Below are 18567 nucleotides of genomic sequence, written 5' to 3'. Positions count from 1 at the left end.
GCCCGTACCGCACTCCCCGGACACCCGTACTGCTTCCACGCACCGCGCCCCCGTACCGCACTCCCCGTACGGCACCGGTACCGCTTCCACGCACCGCGCCCCCCTACCGCTTCGACGTCCTGTCTCGACGTCCCCCTGCCCTGGTCACGACAAGTGACGAGCGACCGCTTAGTATCTAAGCGCTTGCTCAGCCCCGCGATAGGGTGGCGGCTGTGACCGGCGGTGAGGAGCGTGCGATGAGCGTCGAGGCGACAACCGGCGAGGCGTGGGGGGACATCAGCCCCGACGCCGCGAGGCGGCTGGTGATCGCGGCGGTGCAGGCGTTCGCCGAGCGCGGCTACCACGCCACGACCACCCGCGACATCGCCGGGCGCGCGGGCATGAGCCCCGCCGCGCTCTACATCCACTACAAGACCAAAGAGGAACTGCTCTACCAGATCAGCAAGGTCGGCCACCTGCGCTCGCTCGCCATGCTCTCCGAGGCCAGGGACGGCGACGGCAGCCCGGCCGAACGGCTGGAGAGCGCCGTACGCGCCTTCGTCCGCTGGCACGCCGAGCACCACACGACCGGGCGGGTCGTGCAGTACGAGCTGGGCGCGCTCGCCCCCGAGCACCACGCGGAGATCGTGGCGCTGCGGCGGCAGAGCGAGGACGCGATCCGCACGATCATCAAGGACGGCGTGACGGCGGGCGAATTCGACGTCCCCGAGGTCTCCGGGACCACGCTCGCCGTGCTGTCGCTCTGCATCGACGTGGCCCGCTGGTTCAACCCCGAGGGCCGCAGGACCCCGGACGAGGTCGGCGCGCTCTACGCCGACCTCGTGCTGCGCATGGTGCGGCCCACGGCCTGAGGGCGCGACCCGCGCGAACGCGTCCACGGACAGCCGCCCGAACGCGTCCGCAGAGCTACAGATAGAAGCGGGCCACCGTCTCCGCCACGCACACCGGCTTGTCGCCGCCCTCGCGCTCGATGGTCACCTTCGTCACGAGCTGGATGCCGCCGCCCACCTCGGTGACCTCCGCGACCTCGGCGGTCGCGCGGAGCCGGGAGCCGACCGGTACGGGAGCGGGGAAACGCACCTTGTTCACGCCGTAGTTGACGCCCATCTTCACGCCCTCGACCAGCAGGAGCCGCGGGGTGAGGGACGGGATCAGGGAGAGCGTCAGATAGCCGTGCGCGATGGTCGTGCCGAACGGGCCGAGCGCCGCCTTCTCCGCGTCGACGTGGATCCACTGGTGGTCCCCGGTGGCCTCGGCGAACAGGTCGATCCGCTTCTGGTCGATCTCCTGCCACTCGGTCCAGCCGAGCTGTTCGCCGACGGCGGCGCGCAGTTCGTCCGGCGAAGCGAAGATGCGGGGCTGCGACATGGGGTGGCCTCCAGGGGCGGTCCGGTACGGCGCGCTACGGGGTTTCTAAGCGCTTGCTCAGCGACTCTCAGCATGGTTCGGGGGCCGCCGGGTGTCAATCGCCGCCGCGCGGTCGGCCGCCCCTCGCGCCGCCCGGCCGCCGATCCCGTACCCCCGGCTCCCGCGCCGATCCCGTACCCCCGGCTCCCGCGCCGCTACCAGAGCTCCGGCCGCCGCCCCGCCCAGGGCCTGGCCCGTTCCAACTGCGCCGACAGCGACACCAGCGTCGCCTCGTCGCCGTACCGCCCGCCCAGCATCACGCCGATCGGCAGCCCCGCGTCCGTCCAGTGCAGCGGGACGCTGACCGCGGGCTGGCCCGTCGCGTTGTACAGCGGGGTGAAGGGCGTGAAGGCGGCCATCGCGTCGAATTCGGCCGTCGGGTCCGCGTCGTCGCGCATGCCCCCGACCAGGGCGGGCGGCTGCGCGAGCGTCGGCGTCAGGATCACGTCGTACGACGTCAGGAGCGCGTCCGCGATGAGCTGGCCGAGCATGCGGAAGACGTAGAGGGCGCCCGCGAAGTCCAGCCCCGACACCTTGCCGCCCGCCGCCCGCAGATGCCGGGTCAGCGGCATCAGCAAGTGCTCGTCGCCCGGCGCGACCGGCCGGGCCGCGGCCATCACCGACCAGACCGCGTTGAACGCCTGCCGCACCGAGTCGTCCACCGGCAGCGCCATCTCGTCCACGTCGTGGCCCAGTTCGCGCAGCAGCCCCGCCGCGCCGTCGAGCGCGGCCCGGCAGTCGGGGTGCAGCGCGACGCCGGGCACCGGCGGATCGGCGAGCGCCACCACGCGCAGCGGCCCCGGCTCGCGGCGGGCGTGGGAGAGGAAGGTCTCGCCGGGCGGCAGCGAGGGCGCCCCGTACGGGGCGCCGGCCTCGGGGCCCGCGAGGATGTCGAGCAGCGCCGCCGCGTCGGCGACGGTACGGGCGATCGGGCCCGACGTGCTGAGCCCGCTCACGTCGTGCAGGACGGGACCGCCGCTCACCCGGCCGCGGCTCGGTTTTATGCCGAACAGCCCGCAAACCGAGGACGGGATACGGATCGAGCCGCCGCCGTCGCTGCCCTGCGCGACCGGCGCGAGGCCGCCCGCCACCGCCGCCCCGGCGCCACCGCTCGAACCGCCCGCCGACCGCTCCAGGTCCCAGGGCGTGCGGGCGGGCGGCGCCAGCCGGTTCTCGGTGTAGCAGGGCAGCCCGAACTCGGGGGTGTTGGTCTTGCCGAGCAGGATCGTGCCCGCCTTGCGCAGCCGGGCCGCCACATGGTCCTCGGCGTCGGGTACGTGCTCCGCGAAGGCCGCGGAACCGAAGGTGCAGCGCACACCCGCCACCAGATTCAGGTCCTTGACCGGCACCGGGACGCCGTGCAGCACGGGCAGTTCGTCGGCCGCGCCCTCGCGCCGCGCGGCCAGCGCCCACGCCTCGGCCTCCGCCGCCTGCTTGCGGGCGACCTCCGGCGTCACGGTGATGAACGCGCCGAGCGTCGCGTCGAGCCGGTCGATCCGCTCCAGATAGTGCTCGGTCAACTCGACCGGCGACACCGCCCCCTCACGTACCGCAGCCGCCTGCTCCACCGCCGTCAGATCGTGCAACTGGGCCATGCCCGCTCCCGCCTTCCGCCGCTCGTACCGCCGTGCGCCACGCGTCGTGCGCCGCGATCCTCGCACTACCGGCGGGTAGCGACCAGCCCCTCGGCGGACTCGGTCACCGCCCGGAACCCGTCACGCCTGATGACCGCGGCTCCGTGGCGGTGACGCCCGTCGGCCGGTGACGCCGCCGACCGGTGACGGCCGTCGCCCCGCCGTCGGCCACTATGGAGCCGAGCCGACGGGCCAAAACGAGTGGCACCCGCCATCCCGATCGGGGACCATCGCGAACGCCCGAGCCCGCCTGTGAACGACCAGCACCGCCAAGGAGCCACATGAGCCTGCGCCACCACGAGATCGCCGAGGCGGACAACCGCATCCTCAACCCCCTCAGCCAGGAGAAGCTGCGGCTGCTCGGTGAGATCTGCCGGTTGAAGGAGGGGCAGCGGCACCTCGACCTCGCCTGCGGGAAGGGCGAGATGCTGGCCGGCTGGGCGAAGCGGTACGGCACGGGCGGTGTCGGCGTCGACCTCAGCGAGGTCTTCCTGACGGCGGCGCGCGAGCGGGCCGCGGAATTCGGCGTTTCGGAGAGCGTGACCTTCGAGCGCGGCGACGCCGGGAAATACCAGCCGGAGCCCGCCGCCTTCGACATCGCCTCGTGCCTCGGCGCCACCTGGATCGGGGACGGCCTCGCGGGCACGATCGAGCTGCTGCGGCCCGCCCTGCGCCCCGGCGGACTCATGCTGATCGGCGAGCCGTACTGGCACGAGACACCTCCGGAGGAGGCGTACGAGGCCCTCGGCACCGAGCCGGACGACTTCGTGTCGCTCAGCGGCACCCTGGACCGCTTCGAGGCGGCGGGCGTCGACCTGGTCGAAATGGTGCTGGCCGACGGCGACAACTGGGACCGCTACTACGCGCCCCAGTGGTTCGCGATCTCCGAATGGCTCCGCCGCACCCCCGCCGACCACCCCGACGTACCGGCCATGCGCGAATTCCTCGACCACCAGCGGCGCGGCCATCTCACCTACGGCAAGCGCTACTTCGGCTGGGGCGTCTTCGTCCTGCGCCCCCGCTGACCGCGACGCGCGCCGCTGATCCCGGTGTGCCCCCGCTGACCGCGACGCGCGCCCGCTGACCCAACCCGCGCCCGCTCACCCCAACGCGCCCCCACCCACCCCAACGCGCCCCCACCCACCCTCGCGGCTGCGGGAGTCGGGGGCGGCGGGATGTGGGGGAAGTGAAAAGCTGACGCATGTTCATCTTCCGGGAAGGAGGTACCGGCGGTAACGTCCGGGGACTGGTATCCGGAAGGAGCAGACATGCCGCTGCGGACCCCACGACGGATCGGCAAGCTGGGCAGGATCGGCAAGTGGAGAACGGCGACAGCCGCGGCGCTGCTGGCGCTCGGGGCCACCTTGGTGGCCCCGTTGCCGCTGGCGGCGCACGCCGCGGACAACTCGGGCGACTACTGCGCGGGACAGTGCTCTGACATTCTGCCGCCCGGCGAGAACGGCAACGCCACGCTCGCGGACATTCTGGCGAACAAGGTGCTCGGGACACGCCCCGCGCACACCTCTGACCAGCTCGGACCGTATTCGTCGCTCGCCGACGGATACCCAGGGCTGACCGACGCGACCATCAGCAACTTCTTCAACAGCTCGTCCTTCGGCGTCCCTTCGGGCCAGGTCGCCTCGGTGATCAGCCCGCGCTCGGACGTGACGATCACCCGTGACAAGGCGACGGGCGTCCCCCACATCAAGGGCACGACCAGGCAGGGCACGGAGTACGGCGCCGGATACGCGGCGGCGCAGGACCGGCTGTGGCTGATGGACCTCTTCCGGCACGTCGGACGCGGCGAACTGTCGTCGTTCGCGGGCGGCGCGGCGGCCAACCGCGGCCTGGAGCAGGAGTTCTGGCGGCAGGCCCCGTACACCGAGGCCGACCTCCAGGACCAGGTCACCCGGCTGGCGAACAGCGGCGGCGCCCGCGGCCAACAGGCGCTCGCCGACGCGCAGGCGTACGTCGACGGCATCAACGCCTACATCACGCAGTCCAAGAACGGCCGTTACTTCCCCGGCGAGTACGTCCTCACCGGGCACATGGACGCGATCACCAACGCGGGCACGATCGACCCGTTCCAGCTCACCGACATGATCGCGCTCGCCTCGGTGATCGGCGCGCTGTTCGGCACCGGCGGCGGCGGAGAGGTGGAGTCCGCGCTGTCGCTGCTGGCGGCGCAGCAGAAGTACGGGGTCGCCGAGGGCACCAAGGTCTGGGAGTCCTTCCGCGAGCGGGACGACCCCGAGGCCACGCCCACCGTGCACGACGGCAGCAGCTTCCCGTACGCCGGCAAGCCCGCGCAGGCCAAGGGCCAGGCGCTGCCCGACGCCGGCTCGGTCGTACCGGAACCGCTGGTCTACGACGCGACCGGCGGCGCCAAGCAGGCCACCACCAAGAGCCCCGGAGTGCTGCCGAGCAACCTCTTCTCCGGCGACGCCACGAAGAAGGGAATGTCCAACGCTCTCGTGGTCAGCGGCGCGCACACCGCCAGCGGCCACCCGGTCGCCGTCTTCGGTCCGCAAACCGGCTATTTCGCGCCACAGTTGCTGATGCTCCAGGAGTTGCAGGGCCCCGGCATCAGCGCGCGCGGCGCGTCCTTCGCGGGCCTGGGCATGTACGTGGAACTCGGCCGGGGCCAGGACTACGCCTGGAGCGCGACCTCCGCGAGCCAGGACGTCACCGACACCTACGCCGTGGAGCTGTGCCAGGACTCCACGCACTATGTGCTGCACGGCGCGTGCGTGCCGATGGAGAAGCTGGAACGCACCAACTCCTGGTCGCCGACCGTCGCCGACTCCACGGCGGCGGGCTCGTACCGCATGCAGGTCTGGCGCACGGCGTACGGCCCGGTGCAGTACCGGGCGACCGTCGGCGGCAAGGCCGTCGCCTATACGGCGCTGCGCAGTTCGTACCGGCACGAGGCCGACTCGATCCTGGGCTTCCAGGAGCTGAACGACCCCGGATTCGTGCACGACGCCGCCTCGTTCCAGCGGGCGACGCAGGACATCAACTACACCTTCAACTGGTTCTACGCGGACTCCCAGCACACCGCGTACTACAACAGCGGCACCAACCCGGTCAGGGCGGACGGCGTGGACCCGTCGTTCCCGGTGTGGGCGCAGGCCGCCTACGACTGGCGCGGCTGGGACCCGGTGACCAACACCGCCTCCTACACCCCGCCCGCGCAGCATCCGCAGTCCGTCGACCAGGACTACTACGTGTCGTGGAACAACAAGCAGGCCAAGGGGTACACCTCGGCGGGCTTCGGCAACGGCTCCGTGCACCGCGCCGACCTGCTGGAGGACCGGGTGAAGGCGCTCACCCAGGCGGGCGGCGTCACCCGCGCCGCGCTCACCAAGGCCATGGCGGACGCGGCGCTCACCGACCTGCGCGGTGAGGACGTCCTGCCCGACCTGCTCCAGGTGATCCACAGCGCACCGGTCACCGATCCCCAGGAGGCCACCGCCGTACAGCAGTTGGAGGCGTGGAGCACGGCGGGCACCAAGCGGCACGAGACCTCGCCCGGCTCGCACACGTACGCCAACGCGGACGCGGTACGGGTGATGGACGCGTGGTGGCCGCTGCTGATCGCGGGCGAGTTCCAGCCCGGCCTCGGCAGCGACCTCTACAACGCGCTGGCCGCGAACCTCGCGATCGACGAGTCGCCGTCCGCGGGACACGGGCCGACCGGCTCGCACGCGGGCAGCGCCTTCCAGTACGGCTGGTGGTCGTACGCCGACAAGGATCTGCGCAAGGTGCTCGGCAAGCCGGTGCAGGGCGCGCTCGACCAGACGTACTGCGGCGGCGGCCAACTGACCGCCTGCCGCGACATGTTGCTGTCCACGCTGAAGCAGGCGGCGGCCGTCCCGGCGGCCACCGTCTACCCGGCCGACGACAGCGGCTGCTCCGCCGGTGACCAGTGGTGCGCCGACTCGATCGTCCAGCGTCCGCTGGGCGGAGTCACGGACGACCGGATCGCGTGGCAGAACCGGCCCACCTTCCAGCAGGTGGTGGAATTCCCGTCACACAGGTGACGCGTTCCGCTCAGGGGTGAGCCCTTGAGCGGTCCGCGGTGACAGTCGCGGGCCGGGTCCTCAGCCGGGGACCCGGCCCGCGGCGCGCAGCACCAGGCGGGCCAGCTCCTCGTGGCAGATGTCGCTGTGCGCGCCGGACGGCGGCCCGCCCGAGCACACCACCGAGGACGCGTCCACGCTGACGCAGCCGGTCCTCGGCAGCCCACCGGCCAGGGCCCGCTCCAGGGTCAACTCCGGTGCGCCGTCCAGAGCTTGGAAGCCGTCGTGGCCCAGCGCTCCCCAGCGTTCGCCGAAGCCGAGCAGATCCGCTCCCGCGTGGGCGATGTCGCCGAGCAGCGACTCGTCCTCACCCGCGAGCCGCGAGGCCAGCGGGTAGAACACGCCGAGCGCCTGGTCGTGCCGCGAATGGCAGGCCACCAGGGGCCCGGTGACCCGCTGTTGTCTGCCGTGCAGTGCCCCGCCCCGCGCGTCGAAGGGCTGCGGGCCGCTGAACGCGTAGTGCGAGAGGGCCCCTTGGAGCAGGGTCACCGACGAGACCCGGACGCTGGACGGCATGCCGTCCAGCGCGAAGGACACCAGCCGCGCGCCGAAGCTGTGCCCGATCAGGTGGACCCGGACCGAGGGCGCCCGGCGCGCCAGCACCCCGAGCAGCGGCCCGAGCCCGCGCTGCCCGACGGTCCCCGCGCGCCGCTTCATCGCGTAGTACGTGGCCTGCCGCAGCAACTCCTTGGCGCCGTCCCACACGCGCCGGCCGAGCCCGCCGAACACCGCCTCGCCGGAGACGGGTTGGGCCGGGGCGACCTCGGCGCCCGCTGTCGCCAGGGCGTCGGCCAGTGAGAGGCAGGTGGTGACGGGGTCCTGGGTGAAGAGGAGCGGCTCGGCGCCCGGCGCGGTGCCCATGTCCTCGGCGAGGAGGCTCTGGGCGGCGACGCCTTGTGCGCCGGGACCCCGTGCGGCGGGAATCTGTGCGGCCGGACCCTGTGCGGCGGCGCCCGGACTCGGCGGCAGTCCGGTGAGCGTACGGACCAGCGCGGCGAATTCGTCCAGCCGCTCGGGCGCTTCCGGCCGCTCGGCCAGCAGTTCCGCGATCCGGTCGAGCGTAGGTCCGCTGCCGGGGAAGACCTCGCCGAGCGCGGCCCTGGTCAGGGGGTCGAGCGCGGCGCCCGACGCGGCGGCGCCGTCCGCCACGGGCGCGGCGAGCGTCGGGGAGGTGCGTGGGAAATCGGGGATGGGCTCGTCGCTGAAGCGCATCGACGGCCAGTGCACGCCGACGTAGCCGAAGCGGAGGTCCGGCGCGGCGGCCAGCAGGCCGGGGAAGTGGCCGAAGAAGCCGTCGTAGAGCGCGGTCGCGGTGGCGATGTCGTTGTTCCAGCCGTGCGAGAAGACCACCAGATCGGTCCGGTCCCCGACCGCCTCCAGCAGCGCGTCCCGCTGCCGGGGGTCGGGGTCGCCGTCCGCGTCGAAGGTCAGGTCCCAGTACGGCCGGACGCTGGTCACTGAGGTGCTGGTCACTGAGGTGCCGGTCACGGCCATGGTGCCCCCCTGGAAATACGCCGTGATGGTGTGGTTCGCCCGCATCATCCCGACAGGGCCGGGTGTCGTCCATCCCCCGGACGGCTGAATACGCACCGGCTACGTACGCGGCGGCACCGGCTACGTACATGGCGCGCGGGCGGACCCCAGGCCCCGGCGTCCGGGGTCCGCCCCCGGCGCCCGGCCCGGCACTACCGGATTGTGTGACCGACCGCTTAGTATGCGAAGGAGCCGAGTCGAGTCGAAGGAGACACGATCGTGGTCGTGGAAGCAGTGCGCGGCGCCCGGGTGGTCGTCACCGGGGCGGGCGGCGGCATCGGAGCCGCCCTCGCCCGCAGATTCGCCGCCGAGGGCGCCCGGGTCGTGGTGAACGACCTGGACGCCGACGCCGCCCGCGCGGTCGCCGACGAGATCGGCGCGGCCGTCGTCCCCGGCGACGCCTCCGGCATCGTGCCCGCCGCCCGCACCGCGCTCGGCGGCGGCGTCGACATCTTCTGCGCCAACGCCGGGGTCGGCACCGGCGGCGGCCCCGAGGCGGACGACGCCGCCTGGGAGCTGGCCTGGGACGTCAACGTCATGAGCCACGTCCGCGCCGCCCGCGCGCTGCTCCCCGAATGGCTGGAGCGCGGGCAGGGGCGCTTCGTGTCCACCGTCTCGGCCGCCGGACTGCTGACGATGATCGGCGCGGCCCCGTACTCGGTCACCAAGCACGGCGCGCTCGCCTTCGCCGAATGGCTCTCGCTCACCTACCGGCACCGCGGCGTCCACGTGCACGCGGTGTGCCCGCAGGGCGTGCGCACCGCGATGCTCCGCTCCACCGGGGTCGCGGGCGACCTCGTGCTCGCGCCGAACGCCATCGAGCCCGAGGACGTCGCCCAGGCGGTGCTCGACGGCATCGCGGCCGACCGCTTCCTGATCCTGCCGCACCCCGAGGTCGCCGGTTATTACGCGGCCCGCGCCGCGGAACCCGACCGCTGGCTCCGCGGCATGAACAAACTCCAGCGCACCTACGAGGAGTTGCGGGCGAAGGAAGCCGGACAGGCCGAGGGCGCGGGGAAGGCCGGGGACGCCGGGAGAGCCGACGACACCGGGAAAGCCGAGGACACAGGGAGAGCCGGGCAGACCACGGAATCCGCCAACGCCCCCGCGCGGGAAGGGGAACCGGCATGACCACCTACGCCGACCAGCCCTGGCTCAAGCACTTCACCGACGAGCAGCGCGAGGACGTCGAGCACCCGCCGTCCGTCCTGCACACCTTCCACGACGTCGCCGCGCGGATACCCGACCACCGCGCGCTCGCCTACTTCGACGGCGCGCTGAGCTACCGCGAACTCGACGCCCTCTCCGACGGGTTGGCCCGGCATCTGGCCGCGCGCGGCTTCGCCCCCGGCGACCGCCTCGCGGTCATGCTGCAAAATGTGCCGCAGTTCGTCGTCGGCCTGCTCGCCGCGTGGAAGGCGGGCGGCACCGTCATCCCGGTCAACCCCATGTACAAGCAGGGCGAGTTGGCGCACATCCTGACCGACGCCGGGGCCGCCGCGATCCTCTGCTCGGAGCGCGCCTGGCAGGGATACGTCCGCGCCACCGTCGTGGACTCGCCGGTCCGTATCGCGCTGACCGCCAGCGAATTCGACCTCCAGACGCGCGACGACAGCCGCGTACTGACCGGGGAACGGCCGCCCGCGCAGGCCGGTGAGGGCGCGGACGACGTGCTCACCGCCGCCCGCGCCGCGGCCGGACCGCGCCCCGACGTCCCCCTGCCCGCCGCCCGCGACATCGCGCTGATCAGCTACACCTCGGGCACCAGCGGCAAGCCCAAGGGGGCGCTCAACACACACGGCAACATCTCCTTCAACGCCCACCGGCAGGTACGCGTCCAGGGCTTCGCCGACGACGCCGTCATCTTCGCGCTCGCGCCGCTCTTCCACATCACCGGCATGGTCTGCCAGCTCTCGGCGGGGCTGGCGGGCGGACACACCGTCGTCCTCGCGTACCGCTTCGAGCCGGGCGTGGTGCTCGACGCCTTCCGCGAGCACCGCCCGACGTACACCGTCGGCCCGTCCACCGCCTTCATGGCGCTGCTGGCCAGGCCCGACGCCGACGCCGCGGACTTCGCGTCCTTCCGGCTGATCTCCTCGGGCGGCGCGCCGCTGCCGCCCGCCGTGGTGGAGGGCTTCCGCGCCCGCTCCGGCGGCCTCTACCTCGCCAACGGCTACGGCCTCACCGAGTGCACGGCCCCCTGCGCCAGCGTCCCGCCCGGCACCGAGGCCCCCGTCGACCCCGCGTCCGGCACCCTCGCCGTCGGCGTTCCGGGTCCCGGCACGATGGTCCGGATCCTGGACGACACGGGCGCCGAGGTGCCCTTCGGCGAATCCGGTGAGATCGCCGTCACCGGACCGATGGTCGTACCGGGCTACTGGAACCGGCCGGAGGAGTCCGCGGCGGCCCTGCCCGGCGGCGAGCTGCTGACCGGCGACATCGGCTTCATGGACGAGGACGGCTGGCTCTATGTCGTCGACCGCAAGAAGGACATGATCAACGCGTCCGGCTTCAAGGTCTGGCCGCGCGAGGTCGAGGACGTCCTCTACACCCACCCCGCGGTCCGCGAGGCGGCCGTCGTCGGCGTCCCCGACGCCTACCGCGGCGAGAGCGTCAAGGCGTACGTCAGCCTGCGGCCCGGCGCCACCGCGGGACCCGAGGAGATCGTCGCCTACTGCAAGGACCGGCTCGCCGCCTTCAAATACCCGCGCGAGGTCGAGGTGCTCGGCGACCTCCCCAAGACGGCCACCGGGAAGATCCTCCGGCGCGAACTCAAGGTCCGGGCCGGATAGGGTTCCCTACCGGCCGGAACGCGCGTCGCTTTGTCGGTACGGCGCCACATCGGTTCACCGGCAGGTCGGTACGGGGATACGTGGGCACGTGGGTACGGAAAGAGGTCAGGCCATGGCACGCAATGCGACGGGCGGCGGCAGCGGCGGCTCCGGCGAGGGCGGCACCGCCGCGGTACCCGAGCGGCTGCTCGCCGAGGCCACCCGGCTCTTCGCCGAGCGCGGCTACGACCGCACCTCCGTCCAGGAGATCGTGGAGGCCGCCGGAGTCACCAAGGGCGCGCTCTACCACTACTTCGGCTCCAAGGACGATCTGCTGCACGAGATCTACGGCCGGGTGCTGCGGCTCCAGACCGAACGTCTCGACGCCATCGCCGCCCGCGACACCGCCGTGCCCGACCGGCTCGCCGAGGCCGCCGCCGATGTCGTCGTCACCAGCATCCAGAACCTGGACGACACCAAGATCTTCTTCCGCTCCATCCACCAGCTCGCCCCGGAGAAGCAGAAGGCGGTACGTGCCGAGCGCCGCCGCTACCACGAGAAGTTCCGCTCCCTGATCGAGGAGGGCCAGCGCGGCGGCCACTTCCGCGCCGACCTGCGGCCCGACCTCGTGGTCGACTTCTTCTTCGGCTCCGTGCACCACCTCGGCACCTGGTACCACGCGGAGGGCCCGCTCTCCGCCGAGCAGGTCGCCACCGAATTCTCCGACCTGCTGCTGCACTCGGTGCGGCGGCACTGACCCGCTGGGAGCTTTGACGTGAAGGCATGGCGCGTGCACGAGAACGGCGAGCCGCGCGAGGCGATGCGCCTCGACGAGGTCCCCACCCCCGAGCCGGGTCCCGGCGAGGTGCTGCTGCGGGTACGCGCCGCCGGGGTCAACTTCCCCGACGCGATGCTCTGCCGGGGCACCTACCAGATCCGGCCGCCGCTGCCGTTCACGCCCGGCGTGGAATTCTGCGGCGAGGTCGTCGCCGTCGGTGAAGGGGTCACGGACCTGGACACCGGCGCCCGCGTCATCACGCCCGCCGCCCTGCCGCGCGGCGCCTTCGCCGAATACGCCGTCGTCCCCGCCGCCGGGGTGCTGCCCGCGCCCGAGGCCCTGGACGACGCCGAGGCCGCCGCCCTCCACATCGGCTACCAGACCGGCTGGTTCGCCCTGCACCGCCGCGCCGCCCTCAGGCCCGGCGAGACGCTGCTCGTGCACGCCGCCGCGGGCGGTGTCGGCAGCGCCGCCGTCCAGCTCGGCAAGGCCGCGGGCGCCACCGTCATCGGTGTCGTCGGCGGCCCCGACAAGGCCAAGGCCGCCCGTGAGCTCGGCGCCGACATCGTCCTGGACCGGCACGCGGAGGACTTCGTCGCGGTCGTCAAGGAAGCGACCGCCGGACGCGGTGCCAACGTCGTCTTCGACCCCGTCGGCGGCGACTCCTACACCAAGTCCACCAAGTGCGTCGCCTTCGAAGGGCGCATCGTCGTCGTCGGCTTCGCCGGCGGCACCGTCCCCGCGCCCGCGCTCAGCCACGCCCTCGTCAAGAACTACGCCATCCTCGGTCTCCACTGGGGGCTCTACAACACCCACGATCCGGTGGCGGTCCGCCAGGCCCACGAGGCGCTCTGCGAGCTGGCGGCTTCCGGGGCCGTCCGCCCCCTCGTGAGCGAGCGGGTGGCTTTCGACGGCGCCGCCGAGGCCGTTCAACGCGTCGCGGACGGCACGACGATCGGCCGGCTGGTCGTCCAGCCGTAACGCCCTCAGCGCCCCTGAAAAGACCGGCGCGCCGCCCACCGCGGAGGTACCCCTCCGCGGTGGGCCGCTCAAGACACCGGCGTATCGCCCAGCGCGGGCGCGGTCCCCTTACGGGGTCAGGTACTTCTTCAGCTCGCGGCGGGCGAGCGAGCGCTTGTGGACCTCGTCGGGTCCGTCCGCGAGCCGCAGGCTACGGGCGGCGGCGAAGAGTTGGGACAGGGGGAAGTCCTGGCTGACGCCGCCGGCGCCGTGGACCTGGATGGCGCGGTCGACGATGCGCTGGACGGCGACGGGGGTGGCGATCTTGATGGACTGGATCTCGGTGTGGGCGCCCTGGTTGCCGACGGTGTCCATGAGCCAGGCCGTCTTGAGGACGAGAAGCCGCAACTGCTCGATCTCGACCCGGGCTTCGGCGATCCACTCCTGGACCACGCCCTGGGCGGCGAGCGGCTTGCCGAAGGCGACACGGGAGGCGGCGCGGCGGCACATGAGTTCAAGCGCGCGCTCGGCCATGCCGATCAGCCGCATGCAGTGGTGGATGCGGCCGGGGCCGAGCCGGGCCTGGGCGATGGCGAAGCCGCCGCCCTCCTCGCCGATCAGATTCCCGGCGGGCACGCGCACGTCGTGGAAGACGATCTCGGCGTGACCGCCGTGGTCGCCGTCGTCGAAGCCGAACACCCGCATGCCGCGCCGTACTTCGATGCCGGGGGCGTCGCGCGGCACGAGGATCTGGCTCTGCTGGCGGTGCCGTTCGGCGTCCGGGTCGGTCTTGCCCATGACGATGAAGACCGCGCACTTGGGGTTCATCGCCCCGGAGATGTACCACTTGCGGCCGTTGATCACGTACGAGTCGCCGTCCCGTACGATCCGCGTCTCGATGTTGGTGGCGTCGGAGGAGGCGACGTCCGGCTCGGTCATCGCGAAGGCGGACCTGATCTCCCCGGCGAGCAGCGGCTCCAGCCACTCCTTGCGCTGGGCGGGGGTGCCGAATTCGCTGAGGACTTCCATGTTGCCGGTGTCGGGAGCGGCGCAGTTGAGGGCGGGCGGGGCCAAGTGGGGGCTGCGGCCGGTGAGTTCGGCGAGCGGCGCGTACTGGAGATTGGTCAGTCCCGCGCCGTGCTCGCCGGGCAGGAAGAGATTCCACAGGCCCTGCCGCCTGGCCTCGGCCTTGAGGTCCTCCACCACGGGCGGCGCGGTCCACCGGTCGTCCCCCGTGGCCTCGGCGCGCTGCTCGGCGAAGACCGGCTCGGCGGGGTAGACGTGCTCGTCGAGGAACGCGGTCAGCCGCGACCGCAGCTCCTCGGTACGGGTGTCGAAGGCGAATTCCATGGCTGCTCAGCCTTCCTTCCGGGGGGAGTCCTGCGAGGGGCGCGGCCGGCCCTGCCGCTCGGCGTGCCGCCGGAGCCGGTCGAGGCCGCGTTCGACGAAGTGGGGGACGATGCCGCCGATCCGGTCGAATCCGGCGCCGATCGTCTGCCCGAGGGTGTAGCGGTAGTGGATGCCCTCGGAGATGACGGCGAGCTTGTAGCAGGCGAAGGCCGTGTACCAGTCGACGGTCGACACGTCGCGGCCGGACCGCTCGGCGTACCGCTGGAGGAGTTCCGCCTCCGAGGGGTGGCCGGGCGCGCCGCCCGCCGCCTGGATGGGGAAGTCGGACGCGATCTGCGGCTCGCTGTAGACCAGCAGCAGCCCGAGGTCGGTGAGCGGGTCGCCGAGGGTGGACATCTCCCAGTCCAGCACGGCGGTGAGCCGGTCGGCGGTGTCCACCAGGACGTTGTCCAGCTTGTAGTCGCCGTGGATGACGGCGCCGCCGGGGGAGTCGGGCAGGGCCGCGCCGAGCGCGGCGTGCAGCGCGTCGATGCCGGGCAGTTCACGGCTGCGGGAGGCGTCGAGCTGCTTGCCCCAGCGGCGCAACTGCCGTTCCAGATAGCCCTCGGGGCGGCCGAAGTCGCCGAGGCCGACCGCCGCCGGGTCCACCGCGTGCAGGTCGACCAGCGTGTCGACCAGCGCGAACACGACCTCGCGGGTCCGCTCGGCGCCCAGCTCCCTGAGCTGGCTCTCGGTGCGGAAGGGGGTGCCCTCGACGAATTCCATGACGTAGAACGGCGCGCCGATCACCTCGCCGTCCTCGCACAGCAGCACCGTGCCGGGCACCGGCACCGGGGTGGCGGCGAGCGCGCTGATCACCCGGTGCTCGCGCGTCATGTCGTGCGCGGTGGCCAGGACGTGCCCGAGCGGCGGTCTGCGGACGACCCATTCGGTGCCGCCGTCGGTGACCCAGTACGTGAGGTTGGACCGGCCGCCCTCGATGAGCTTGCCGCGCAGGCCGCCGCCGACCAGCCCCGGCCGCTCCCGGTCGAGATGGGCGCGCAGCCGGCCCAGATCGAGACCCGGGGGGTTGTCGGTATCGCTCATGCCGTCTCCTCGTCACCGTCGTGGCTTCAGAAATCGTACCGACCAGTCGGTATGTCGTCCAGCTCTTCGCTCTCCCCGTCGCGTCCCGTCCGTCACATCCGCGCTCGGGAGGCCGCATTGACGGCCGTGGTCGCCGCACCTACGCTCTGGACTTATGGGTGAACGTAATTCACATATGCAGACAGCAGATCGCTCCGCCGGACTCGTGATCACCGAGGTGCGGCTGACCCCCATCCTCATCGCCGATCCGCCGCTGCTCAACACCCAGGGTGTCCACCAGCCCTACACGCCCCGCCTCATCATCGAGGTCGTCACCGCCGACGGTACGGCCGGGGTGGGCGAGACCTACGGCGACACCCGCTATCTCGACCTCGCCGCGCCCCTGGCCCGCGCGCTGCCCGGCCACACGGTCAGCGATCTGAACGGGCTGTTCACCCTCGCGGAAGAGGTCTGCGGCGACCCCGCCGACGTCTCCGACTCCGTCGACGTCGGCGGGCTGCGCGGTGTGCAGACCGCCGACAAGCTGCGGCTGTCGGTCATCTCCGGCTTCGAGGTGGCCTGTCTCGACGCCCTCGGCAAGCACCTCGGCCTGCCGGTGCACGCGCTGCTCGGCGGCAAGGTCCGCGACGCCGTCGACTACAGCGCCTACCTCTTCTACCGGCTCGCCGCCCACCCCGAGGGGCAGGGCGAGGCCGACGACTGGGGTCCCGCCCTCGACCCGGAAGGCGTCGTCGCCCAGGCCCGCCGCTTCGCCGACACGTACGGCTTCGGCTCCTTCAAGCTCAAGGGCGGTGTCTTCCCGCCCGACGAGGAGATCGCCGCCGTACGCGCCCTGGCCGCCGCCTTCCCCGGCCGGCCGCTGCGCCTCGACCCCAACGGCGCCTGGTCGGTGGAGACCTCGCTGTACGTGGCCCGCGAACTGGGCGAGGTGCTGGAGTACCTGGAGGACCCGGCCAGCACCACCGACCGCATGGCCCGGGTCGCCAGCGGCACCTCCGTGCCGCTGGCGACCAACATGTGCGTGACGACCTTCGCCGAGATCCAGGACGCCTTCACGCGCGGCGCCGTCCAGGTGGTGCTCTCCGACCACCACTACTGGGGCGGCCTGCGCAACACGCAGCAACTCGCCGCGATCTGCCGGACGTTCGGCGTGGGCCTGTCCATGCACTCCAACACCCACCTCGGCATCAGCCTCGCCGCCATGACCCATGTCGCGGCCACCGTGCCCAACCTCGACTACGCCTGCGACTCGCACTACCCGTGGCAGACCGAGGACGTCATCACCCGCCGCCATGTCTTCGAGGACGGCCGCCTCGCCGTCAGCGACCTCCCCGGCCTCGGCGTCGAACTCGACCAGGACGCGCTCAAGGCGCTGCACCAGCGCTGGCTCGACGACGACGGCGCCATGCGCGACCGCGACGACGCCGCCGCGATGCGCAAGGCGGACCCGGACTGGCGGACGCCGCCCGTGCCGCGCTGGTGACACACGCGTGTGGGGCGGCGGACCCCACGGCCCGCCGCCCCACACGCCTCACGACGTCAGCGCCTCACAGCACCAGCGACAGCAGCATGACGAAGCCCAGCGCCACCACCGAGATCACCGTCTCCATCACCGACCAGGTCTTGAGGGTCTGCGGGACGTCCATCCCGAAGTACTCCTTCACCAGCCAGAATCCGGCGTCGTTGACGTGCGAGAAGAACAGCGAACCGGCGCCCACCGACAGCACCAGCAGCGCGGTGTGCGAGGACGACATGCCCTCGGCGAGCGGCGCGACGAGACCGGCGGCCGAGATGATCGCCACCGTCGCGGAACCGGTCGCGACCCGGATCAGCACCGCGATCAGCCAGGCGAGCAGCAGCGCCGAGATGTGCCAGCTCTTGGACCAGTCGAGGATCATCTGACCGACCCCGCAGTCGATCAGGGTCTGCTTGAAGCCGCCGCCCGCGCCGACGATCAGCAGGATGCCCGCGATCGGGCCGAGCGAGGCGTCCACGGTCGAGGAGACGCGGTCCTTGCTGAAGCCCGCGGCTCGCCCGAGGGTGAACATCGCCACGATCACCGCGGCCAGCAGCGCCACCAGCGGCGTGCCGATGACGTCGAAGATCCGGTACGTCAGGCTGCTCTGGTCGTCCACGATCACGTCGACCAGGGCCTTGGCCAGCATCAGCACCACCGGCAGCAGCATCGTGCAGGTCGTCGCGGCGAAGCTCGGCCGCCGCTCCAGGTCGTCGGAGGCGCGCGCGGGCGTCATCCGCTCCGGCGGCGTCACGTCCACCCAGCCCGCGGCCACCCGGCCGAAGAGCGGACCCGCGATGGCGAGCGTGGGTATCGCGACCAGCACGCCGAGCGCGAGCGTGATGCCCATGTCGGCGTGGATGGCGCTGATCGCGGCCAGTGGGCCGGGGTGCGGCGGCACCAGACCGTGCATCACCGACAGACCGGCCAGCGCCGGGATGCCCAGCCGGATCAGCGACTGGCCGCTGCGCTTGGCGACCAGCAGCACCACCGGGATGAGGATCACGATGCCGATCTCGAAGAAGAGCGGCAGGCCGACGAGACCCGCGATCAGGGCCATCGCCCACGGCAGCCGTTTCTCGCTGGTACGGGCCAGGATCGTGTCGACGATCTGGTCCGCGCCGCCGGAGTCGGCGAGCAGTTTGCCGAGTATCGCGCCGAGCGCGATCAGGGTGCCGACGCTCGCCACGGTCGAGCCGAGGCCGGTCGAGAAACTGGTGATCGTCTTGGCCAGCGGCGCGCCCGCGACGGAGCCGAGCACACCGGAGCCGATGGTCAGGGCGAGGAAGGCGTGCACCTTCCAGCGGGTGATCAGCAGCACGATGACGGCGATACCGGCCAGGGCGGCCAGTGCCAGGCGGGTGTTGCCCGCGTCGGTGATCGGGGACGGATCGGCGGCCAGCAGCTCCACGCTGAGTGCGGACACGGAGGACTCCAGGGGGAAGGACGG

Annotated in this window: 13 protein-coding genes and 1 pseudogene; 8 read left to right on the top strand and 6 right to left on the bottom strand. The window is 72.3% G+C overall.

The window, feature by feature from the left end; translation table 11 throughout:
• Positions 1-236 precede the first annotated feature (236 nt).
• On the top strand, positions 237-851 hold the full coding sequence (locus tag ABZX65_RS02115) for a TetR/AcrR family transcriptional regulator (RefSeq protein ID WP_355333387.1): 615 nt from the start codon (positions 237-239) through the stop codon (positions 849-851).
• Between the two features lie 55 nt (positions 852-906).
• Here the strand turns inward: ABZX65_RS02115 and ABZX65_RS02110 are convergent, their stop codons facing one another.
• Both ABZX65_RS02110 and ABZX65_RS02105 read right to left on the bottom strand, forming a co-directional pair.
• On the bottom strand, positions 907-1368 hold the full coding sequence (locus tag ABZX65_RS02110; RefSeq protein ID WP_355333385.1) for a MaoC family dehydratase: 462 nt from the start codon (positions 1366-1368) through the stop codon (positions 907-909).
• A 194-nt stretch (positions 1369-1562) separates the two neighbouring features.
• Entirely contained in the window at positions 1563-3002 is a 1440-nt protein-coding gene (locus tag ABZX65_RS02105; RefSeq protein ID WP_355333382.1) for an amidase, read from the bottom strand.
• 320 nt (positions 3003-3322) lie between these two features.
• Between ABZX65_RS02105 and ABZX65_RS02100 the strand changes: the two genes are divergently transcribed.
• Both ABZX65_RS02100 and ABZX65_RS02095 read left to right on the top strand, forming a co-directional pair.
• The gene (locus tag ABZX65_RS02100) at positions 3323-4066 is read left to right on the top strand and encodes a class I SAM-dependent methyltransferase (protein ID WP_355333380.1); all 744 of its coding nucleotides are present in this window, start codon (positions 3323-3325) and stop codon (positions 4064-4066) included.
• Between the two features lie 243 nt (positions 4067-4309).
• Positions 4310-7084, top strand: a complete 2775-nt coding sequence (locus ABZX65_RS02095; protein ID WP_355333377.1) for a penicillin acylase family protein — start codon at positions 4310-4312, stop codon at positions 7082-7084.
• 60 nt (positions 7085-7144) lie between these two features.
• Here the strand turns inward: ABZX65_RS02095 and ABZX65_RS02090 are convergent, their stop codons facing one another.
• Positions 7145-8611, bottom strand: coding sequence for a serine-threonine protein kinase (locus ABZX65_RS02090; RefSeq protein WP_355333375.1), 1467 nt, complete (start codon positions 8609-8611; stop codon positions 7145-7147).
• 270 nt (positions 8612-8881) lie between these two features.
• Here ABZX65_RS02090 and ABZX65_RS02085 point away from each other — a divergent pair.
• The 4 genes and pseudogenes from ABZX65_RS02085 to ABZX65_RS02070 all read left to right on the top strand — a co-directional run.
• Positions 8882-9634 (top strand): annotated as a pseudogene (locus ABZX65_RS02085) (SDR family oxidoreductase); the annotation flags it as partial.
• A gap of 149 nt (positions 9635-9783) precedes the next feature.
• Positions 9784-11448, top strand: coding sequence for an AMP-binding protein (locus ABZX65_RS02080; RefSeq protein ID WP_355333372.1), 1665 nt, complete (start codon positions 9784-9786; stop codon positions 11446-11448).
• A 112-nt stretch (positions 11449-11560) separates the two neighbouring features.
• Entirely contained in the window at positions 11561-12184 is a 624-nt protein-coding gene (locus tag ABZX65_RS02075) for a TetR/AcrR family transcriptional regulator (protein WP_355333369.1), read from the top strand.
• Between the two features lie 18 nt (positions 12185-12202).
• Entirely contained in the window at positions 12203-13186 is a 984-nt protein-coding gene (locus ABZX65_RS02070) for an NADPH:quinone oxidoreductase family protein (protein ID WP_355333366.1), read from the top strand.
• 108 nt (positions 13187-13294) lie between these two features.
• On the opposite strand, the gene ABZX65_RS02065 is transcribed toward ABZX65_RS02070, so the two are convergent.
• Together ABZX65_RS02065 and ABZX65_RS02060 are read right to left on the bottom strand one after the other, a co-directional pair.
• Complete coding sequence (locus ABZX65_RS02065; protein WP_355333364.1) at positions 13295-14515, bottom strand: acyl-CoA dehydrogenase family protein; 1221 nt, start codon at positions 14513-14515, stop codon at positions 13295-13297.
• A gap of 6 nt (positions 14516-14521) precedes the next feature.
• Positions 14522-15601 (bottom strand): phosphotransferase family protein, encoded by a 1080-nt coding sequence (locus tag ABZX65_RS02060; protein WP_355333362.1) that lies wholly within the window; start codon positions 15599-15601, stop codon positions 14522-14524.
• A gap of 175 nt (positions 15602-15776) precedes the next feature.
• Here ABZX65_RS02060 and ABZX65_RS02055 point away from each other — a divergent pair, with 175 nt between their 5' ends.
• Complete coding sequence (locus ABZX65_RS02055; RefSeq protein WP_355333359.1) at positions 15777-17084, top strand: glucarate dehydratase family protein; 1308 nt, start codon at positions 15777-15779, stop codon at positions 17082-17084.
• Positions 17085-17148: 64 nt separating this feature from the next.
• Here ABZX65_RS02055 and ABZX65_RS02050 read toward each other — a convergent pair whose 3' ends face one another.
• The gene (locus tag ABZX65_RS02050) at positions 17149-18543 is read right to left on the bottom strand and encodes a gluconate:H+ symporter (protein WP_355333356.1); all 1395 of its coding nucleotides are present in this window, start codon (positions 18541-18543) and stop codon (positions 17149-17151) included.
• Positions 18544-18567: the final 24 nt, after the last annotated feature.

Source organism: Streptomyces sp. NPDC003300, assembly GCF_040610915.1.
Classification (GTDB): domain Bacteria; phylum Actinomycetota; class Actinomycetes; order Streptomycetales; family Streptomycetaceae; genus Actinacidiphila.
The sequence above is the reverse complement of the archived record's forward strand: the minus strand, read 5'-3'. Positions and strand labels throughout refer to the sequence as shown.